Here is a 6,308-nt window from a genome sequence, read left to right as displayed (position 1 = left end):
CCGATATCTCAAACACATTTAGCCTCAAACTCCTCTTGGGGTGGTGCGCCGCAGGCGCACCCCCTGAACGGTTACCAAAATAGTCGATTTTGAGGAAGAGTTACGAACAATATTCAGAGAGTATAGTTTATCGAGAGGTTTGACTGCCAACTTTGTCCAAGGTAGTGACAATGAAGAATATAATCAGACACTTCCTACTAGCGAAAAGCTGTTTGTTCGACTTGACCGCACTCAAGTTAATTCCACTTTAACCAGCGGACAAGTGTGGATAGAAAAAAATGGTAAAAAGGTTTCTATGCAAAAATTTTCGACATTTAAGGAGATGCGAGAGATCGTTAAAAAAATGTTAAAAACTCGCAAAGCAGCCAACTGAGAGTTTTTACATTAATTTAATCTTTGCTAGCAGATAAACTCAATCTTCTACACCATCTAAAAGGTGGGAACAATAATGATGTTCTGCTCTTGCGAAGTCGGTAACGATGTACTTGCTGGCAATTTAGGGTATGACAGTTTGACGGGTGGGGATGGGAACGATCGGTTTGTCTACTCTGTTTTCGATCTTCGGGGGGATACGATCCGTTGATTTTAATCCTAGCAATGATGTAATTATTTTGGGTTAAAAGCTACTTTTGTAGGCAAAGTAATGGTTGACAAGCTTCCTCAAACAAATTTATTTCAAACTGTAAAATCAGAAACTATACCCCTTTCAATTCTCCAACAACTCGATTTAGCTAATCTTTTAACTCTGACTGGGCTGATGCTCAGTTTTCTGGCGGCGATATTTTCTTTTAAATACCAATTTTATGGGGCATTAATTTGCCTGATATACGCAGGTTTAACCGATGTATTTGACGGCTTTGTATCCGAAAGAATCCGACGAAATAAATGGCAATCTGCGGTGGGAAAAGAATTAGACAGCCTAGTTGATATTTGTTCCTTTGGCTTTAGTCCAGCTATTTTTGCTTATTGCTTTGGGTTGCAGGACATCCTATCTATAGTATTGCTAATGATGTACCTAGCAGCTAGTGGATTGAGACTTGCTTTCTTCAACTGTACAGGCTTATATAGCGAAGCAGAAAAACATTATTATATCGGAATGCCTGTCACTTATGTAGCTTTATTTATTCCTCTTACTTTTCTGGCTAATTTTGTTTTGTCTGAATCTAAGATGAAAATATTACTGATGGGACTCTATTTAGTTTTAACTGTGATGATGGTTTCCCCAGTCAAGGTAATAAAATTTAAGGGTATTTGGTATATTGTAGTATTGCTGGGTGGATTAGCTTTAACGCTCGTATATGCTTGGGCGATCGCCTTCCCAAAATAATACTCGCAACCAACTACAATTTTTATAATGGGAGTTGCCAAATGATAGCTACCACTAACTCTAAAACAGAAGTAAGTTATCGCGATCGACAAACAGGAAAAATCATTCCAGAAACCATTTTTATGGAAGATACCTTGCGCTGGTTATACGAAAATCCATTAGGTTTTGAGATATTCGAGCGTCTCTTGAATAATTACTCTTTTTCTGATATGGTAGGTAAATGGCAAGATAGACCGTGCAATCAAAAGCGAATTAAAAAATTCATATATAAGTACCATATAAATATTGAAGAAGCCGAATTACCCCTGGGAAAATATGACAATTTTAATGATTTCTTTTCGCGAAGGCTAAAACTAGATGCTCGACCCTTCGTAGCTTCTAAAAATGTTCTTACCTCTGCGGGGGATGGAAAAATTATTGTTTATCCCTTTTTAGAAAAAGAAAGCCTAATTCCAGTCAAAAGAGGATTAATTTCACCAGAATATTTGCTATCTGACAATGCAACTGCCAAAATCTACTTTGGGGGTTCGGCATTAGTTTTGCGCCTAGCACCTTATGACTACCATCGGTTTCACTTTGTAGATGATGGATTGGCTGGAAATGTTCGGAATATCAAAGGGCAATATCATTCAGTGAATCCGATCGCACTTGACAAAGTACCCCAACTGTACTATTTTAACAAGCGGACTGTCACCGAACTTACTTCCTCAAAATTGGGAAAAATTACTTACGTAGAAGTAGGAGCATTTTGTGTAGGCAGTATTATCCAAACTTTTATACCAGGCTACGTAACCAGGGGACAAGAAAAAGGCTACTTCCGGTTAGGGGGTTCTACGAGCGTACTGCTTTTTGAACCCGGAGCTATCCGATTTGATAATGATTTAGTTGCCGATTCAGAGCAAGGCTTAGAAGTTCAAGTAAAAACGGGAACTAGAATTGGTATAAAGTAATAATTATGAAATTGCGAATATTCATAAAGGAGTGTACTATAGTCGGAAAGCTCAGCTTGTGGGTGAAAGCCAACAGTAAGTCAATTTATAGTTATTCGGGAGATACCTGTGAAGAGTTTGATAGCACTCTTTGTACCAGGAGTAGCGTTTTATATATGTCTTTCCCTGCTATGGAATCACCCTCAATTTACCTAGCTCCACGACTGGGGTGCATACCCTTGGGAATTCTGGGGTATCAGTTTTTGTGGGACTATCGCAACAATTGCAGGTGTTATTGATTGGCTATACCATCGGAAAGGACATCGCATCGTAGGAGAATTGGAGCGTAAGTACGAGCTGCTGGCTCTAGCCGGAGGCGTGCCATTATTTATCTTGATGGCTGTAGCATCCCTTATGGAAAAACCGACAAATTTTCTGATACCAGTAATAATAGTAGTGCTGTACATGACAGTGCTGATCTGTTATGACGAGTTCCTCTTCCACCGTCGCTGTAAGCCGTTCGAGACGGCAATGCACCGATTGCTCGTTTTTGGGAATGGATTTGCTTGGCTGGCTTGGGCCCACTGGTGCTTCGTGCGCGGCGGTGCGTATGTCTGAAGCTATTCGTGCAGTTGACTTGCTTCGATCGGCAGCTCAGATGTATGATTCAGAACAATCTCGTTTATCGGTAGCAGCACGGGATGCGTGGCGAACTGGCTTTGTCAGCGGTGGAGAATGGATGGCGCTGGCACTTTCAGAACTGCGGGGAGTACCGCCTGTTTTAACTCCACCAAACCTTCAGGCACTCGGAATCATAAAATATAGCCTTGCTTGTGCAGCCGCACTGCTAGTAATAGGTATCGCCTTATGGACCCGGATAGAGCCGCTAGCACTGTTGTGCATTCCCGCCTTTTATGCTTTAGAAGTGCAGATGGTATTTCTATTTCCCATTGTTCTGGATGGCTCTACCCATCCCTTCCGAGAAAGTAGAAAATGGACGGTACTTCAGGGAGGAACTCTAAGTGCGATGAAAGTAGTAATGCCATTAGCAGCAGTAATGATTTTTGGCGGCTTCTTGGGGCAAGGTTTTATTCGTTCCTGGTGTTTGGGATGTTTGGCGGTAGTGCTTTGGTACGAAAAATTGCGCCAAAATCACTCTTGTGTCAGAATGTAGTAATGCAGATGCAATCGTGTAATAGACCTCTCCAAAAATTCTTGTGGAGTAGGCATCCTGCCTGCCTTTGATATCATGTCCGGTAGCATCGGTTGTATAAAAAAATGCGTTCTTATCTGTGTTCATCTGTGTTCATCTGTCTTCATCTGTGGTAAAAATTTAACCCCCGATTCCCACAGATAATATGAGAGCATCAGTCATCTACTACCGATGCTACCGGACACAATATGAGATTCTTTTGTGGAGAAGTCTAATGAAGTTACCCAAACTAAGTACTCGCTTCCCCCTAGAGATTGGCACTTCTGCACCGTTATTAATTCGTCAAGAGTCTGTCCACCTGGGATTGGGTGGCGAAGAGTTGAAGTTGCTGTTTGCCAGTGACTTGCATTTGGGAGGACGGCATTCTCTACAAGCGATCGATCGACTTGTTACAGCGGTAACCGAAACTAAACCTAACCTGGTATTATTGGGAGGAGATTTGGTAGATTTCCGTTGGGGAATCCCCTTGCTTGAGTCTTGCGTTCTTCAGTTGGTAGCGCAAGCACCTGTATGGGCGATTTCCGGCAATCACGATGTCTGGGTAGGGATGACGGCAGTGCGACGCGCAGTAGAAACAGGCGGTGGTTTCTGGCTGGAAGAAAGCTCGCTTAAAGTATCAACTATCAGGATAGACGGATTCGTCGATCGCGATCGTACTTCCAAAGCGTTGCGAATTTTGTGTGCCCATAACCCGGCTGTATTTTCCCAAGCAGTAGCATCTGGCTATAGTTTAGTATTGGCAGGGCATTTACACGGATGCCAGTGGGTGTTTTGGGAACACCAGAGTCGGCTTTATCCGGGTGCTTGGTTTTATCAGTGGAATGGACTGCGGTTTGAATTAAATAATGCCACTTTAATAGTTAGTCGGGGAATGGGAGATACTTTGCCAGTGCGCTGGAACTGTCCGCGAGAGGTAATTTTATGCAAGATCTTTTGAGCTGGAGGGGTGACAACTATAACCCAAAGCTAGACTGGATAAGCATTTGGGCTCGACGACCTCGTTGATAATAAGGTCGTTTATGAAGCCATTGCGCTAGGTCAACTGAACAAAATTCTCTATCCCCTAAAACGACTAGAGTATAATTACTTAAATTCGGGTAGGACTCGCGAAAGTACCTCTATCTGCTTGTCCCCCAAGATCCGGATCTGAATGGAACTGGTTGGTATCAAGTAAAAGACGATGATTACACAGGTGAAAAAGCTAAACTACCACCACCTGATGGTTTTAAGCTAGCTCCTGGTCCTCAAGTTGGCTCCGCTCAGGTTTGCTCTATCCAGGCACATTTCAGCCATTTTCGCACCGCTCAAGTCAGCACCACTCAAGTCGGTTCCTATTAAGTATGCAAAATTAAATTTAGCTCCGCTCAAGTTGACTCCACTCAGGTTGCAGCCGCTCAAGCCTTCTTCGCTATACTCAATCTCAACTCCCGCAAAGTTTCTCTCCCCAGCCGCATACCGTCTAAGCAATTCCTCTGCACTTATCCTTTGTCTCATAACTGGTTTTCCCAATTTATTACACTCTTAACAATACATCTTTTTACCATGATTTTGCTACAACAGCCAGCAATTAATGTTGGTTCATGGAAGTCTTTAGAAGATTATACAGTCACATTTTTAGCTAATACTGAATTAAATTTTTCATTTAATTACTCTGCCTTATATTAGCACCCATCATTCCGAATACTTCCATCTGGCATGATAGTATCCTCGAAATTGACTTGCTCAAGTTTGGCTCCCTCCAAATTAGCTCCCATCAGGTTAACTTTAGGCAAGCTAGTCCCTTCCAGAAAGGTATTGCTCAAGTTGACTCCGCTCAGATCAGAACCATAAAAGTTAGTCCCGTGAAGGTTAGCACCGTTCAAGTTGGCTCCACTCAAATTGGAACGAACTAAGTTAGCCCACCTTAGATCAGCACCACTTAGGTTGGCTCCACTCAGGTTGCTACCCTCAAAGAGAGATTGCCACAGGTTAGCACCGCTCAAGTTGGCGCCACTTAAATTAGCTTTATTTAGACATCTTTCAGCCATCTGAACACCACTCAAGTCTGCATTACTAAAGTCGGTTCCAATCAAGTACGTACAATTAAATTTAGAGCCGCTAAGGTTAGCTCCACTGAGATTACAGCCACTTAACCCCTCTTCGGTATACTCGACCTCAACATTAGTAAAGTTTCTTTCCCCAGCCGCATACCGTTGGAGCAATTGTTCTACAGTAATCTTCTTCCTTTTCATAATCCTTCTAGATTAGCATCACTGAAATCAATGACCATGAAACAGCTAGAGCTAAGACGGGCATACCTTAGCCTATTTAACTTGTGGTTCTTCCGTACTTAGTGTGCTAAATTAGGAGGATAATGCCAGAAAAGTAAAGCCCGTATTTCAAAGTTATGGAAATTATTAAAGCCAAAACCACATCGTTTTAATAATTTTAATTTGTTATTAATGCCTTCTACTATTCCATTGGTTGTTCGCTTTTCAAAGTAACCCACTACCTCCGGGAACCAACGCTTAATCGTGGCAACACTATTTCGGTAATATGGCTCAGCTTTCTTTAACCAATCAATCTTAATGTTCCTGACCCTAAAGTCTTACTCTCCTCAAATAAAAGATGAAATTCATCTTTCAAGTCGTGCATAATTGCTACTGTCGGTGAAGCTTGTTTAACTTGTTCTAACTTCTCTTTCTGTTTTTTAGATAAGCTTTTTTCATTCTTCAATAAGGTATATTTACTTCCTTTTAAGCTACTAAATAGTTTAGCCCTTGCTTTAGCTGAGAGGGATTCTGCCGTTTTCTTTTGGTCAATTCTAGCAGTATTTAACTCTTCATTCACTATTTTTGTT

At 41.7% G+C, this 6,308-nt stretch carries 11 protein-coding genes; 7 read left to right on the top strand and 4 right to left on the bottom strand.

Features of this window, described 5'->3' with window-relative positions; translation table 11 throughout:
- Window positions 1-139: 139 nt before the first annotated feature.
- From LAY57_RS34700 to LAY57_RS34675, 7 genes are all read left to right on the top strand, one after another.
- The gene (locus tag LAY57_RS34700; RefSeq protein WP_249071889.1) at window positions 140-373 is read left to right on the top strand and encodes a hypothetical protein; all 234 of its coding nucleotides are present in this window, start codon (window positions 140-142) and stop codon (window positions 371-373) included.
- Window positions 374-448: 75 nt separating this feature from the next.
- Window positions 449-583, top strand: coding sequence for a hypothetical protein (locus LAY57_RS36755; protein WP_420839193.1), 135 nt, complete (start codon window positions 449-451; stop codon window positions 581-583).
- 60 nt (window positions 584-643) lie between these two features.
- Window positions 644-1,327, top strand: coding sequence for a CDP-alcohol phosphatidyltransferase family protein (locus tag LAY57_RS34695; RefSeq protein ID WP_249071888.1), 684 nt, complete (start codon window positions 644-646; stop codon window positions 1,325-1,327).
- Window positions 1,328-1,368: 41 nt separating this feature from the next.
- Window positions 1,369-2,277, top strand: a complete 909-nt coding sequence (locus tag LAY57_RS34690) for a phosphatidylserine decarboxylase (RefSeq protein WP_249071886.1) — start codon at window positions 1,369-1,371, stop codon at window positions 2,275-2,277.
- Between the two features lie 318 nt (window positions 2,278-2,595).
- Window positions 2,596-2,874 carry a hypothetical protein gene (locus LAY57_RS34685; RefSeq protein WP_249071884.1) on the top strand — a complete coding sequence of 93 codons (279 nt, stop codon included), beginning with the start codon at window positions 2,596-2,598 and terminating at the stop codon, window positions 2,872-2,874.
- On the top strand, window positions 2,867-3,430 hold the full coding sequence (locus tag LAY57_RS34680; protein WP_249071882.1) for a hypothetical protein: 564 nt from the start codon (window positions 2,867-2,869) through the stop codon (window positions 3,428-3,430). The genes LAY57_RS34685 and LAY57_RS34680 overlap by 8 nt, the downstream gene beginning before the upstream one ends.
- Before the next feature lie 253 nt (window positions 3,431-3,683).
- Entirely contained in the window at window positions 3,684-4,406 is a 723-nt protein-coding gene (locus LAY57_RS34675; RefSeq protein WP_249071880.1) for a metallophosphoesterase, read from the top strand.
- A gap of 293 nt (window positions 4,407-4,699) precedes the next feature.
- Here LAY57_RS34675 and LAY57_RS34670 read toward each other — a convergent pair whose 3' ends face one another.
- The 4 genes from LAY57_RS34670 to LAY57_RS36075 form a co-directional block, all read right to left on the bottom strand.
- Window positions 4,700-4,963: a pentapeptide repeat-containing protein gene (locus tag LAY57_RS34670; RefSeq protein WP_249071877.1), complete on the bottom strand. Its 264-nt coding sequence runs from the start codon at window positions 4,961-4,963 to the stop codon at window positions 4,700-4,702.
- A gap of 167 nt (window positions 4,964-5,130) precedes the next feature.
- Window positions 5,131-5,700, bottom strand: a complete 570-nt coding sequence (locus LAY57_RS34665; protein WP_249071876.1) for a pentapeptide repeat-containing protein — start codon at window positions 5,698-5,700, stop codon at window positions 5,131-5,133.
- Between the two features lie 98 nt (window positions 5,701-5,798).
- Entirely contained in the window at window positions 5,799-5,957 is a 159-nt protein-coding gene (locus LAY57_RS36080; RefSeq protein WP_338022549.1) for a transposase, read from the bottom strand.
- 62 nt (window positions 5,958-6,019) lie between these two features.
- Window positions 6,020-6,308 (bottom strand): transposase (locus LAY57_RS36075; RefSeq protein WP_275994506.1); only part of this gene is annotated, 289 nt, incomplete at its 5' end.

Source organism: Argonema antarcticum A004/B2 (assembly GCF_023333585.1).
GTDB lineage: Bacteria > Cyanobacteriota > Cyanobacteriia > Cyanobacteriales > Aerosakkonemataceae > Argonema > Argonema antarcticum.
The sequence above is the reverse complement of the archived record's forward strand: the minus strand, read 5'-3'. Positions and strand labels throughout refer to the sequence as shown.

What these genes read in the sequence shown, in the direction of transcription:
- LAY57_RS36755 (WP_420839193.1), top strand. Translation starts at nt 449, where the DNA reads ATGATGTTCTGCTCTTGCGAAGTCGGTAACGATGTACTTGCTGGCAAT.
- LAY57_RS34695 (WP_249071888.1), top strand. Translation starts at nt 644, where the DNA reads ATGGTTGACAAGCTTCCTCAAACAAATTTATTTCAAACTGTAAAATCA.
- LAY57_RS34690 (WP_249071886.1), top strand. Translation starts at nt 1,369, where the DNA reads ATGATAGCTACCACTAACTCTAAAACAGAAGTAAGTTATCGCGATCGA.
- LAY57_RS34680 (WP_249071882.1), top strand. Translation starts at nt 2,867, where the DNA reads ATGTCTGAAGCTATTCGTGCAGTTGACTTGCTTCGATCGGCAGCTCAG.
- LAY57_RS34675 (WP_249071880.1), top strand. Translation starts at nt 3,684, where the DNA reads ATGAAGTTACCCAAACTAAGTACTCGCTTCCCCCTAGAGATTGGCACT.
- LAY57_RS34670 (WP_249071877.1), bottom strand. Translation starts at nt 4,963, where the DNA reads ATGAGACAAAGGATAAGTGCAGAGGAATTGCTTAGACGGTATGCGGCT.
- LAY57_RS34665 (WP_249071876.1), bottom strand. Translation starts at nt 5,700, where the DNA reads ATGAAAAGGAAGAAGATTACTGTAGAACAATTGCTCCAACGGTATGCG.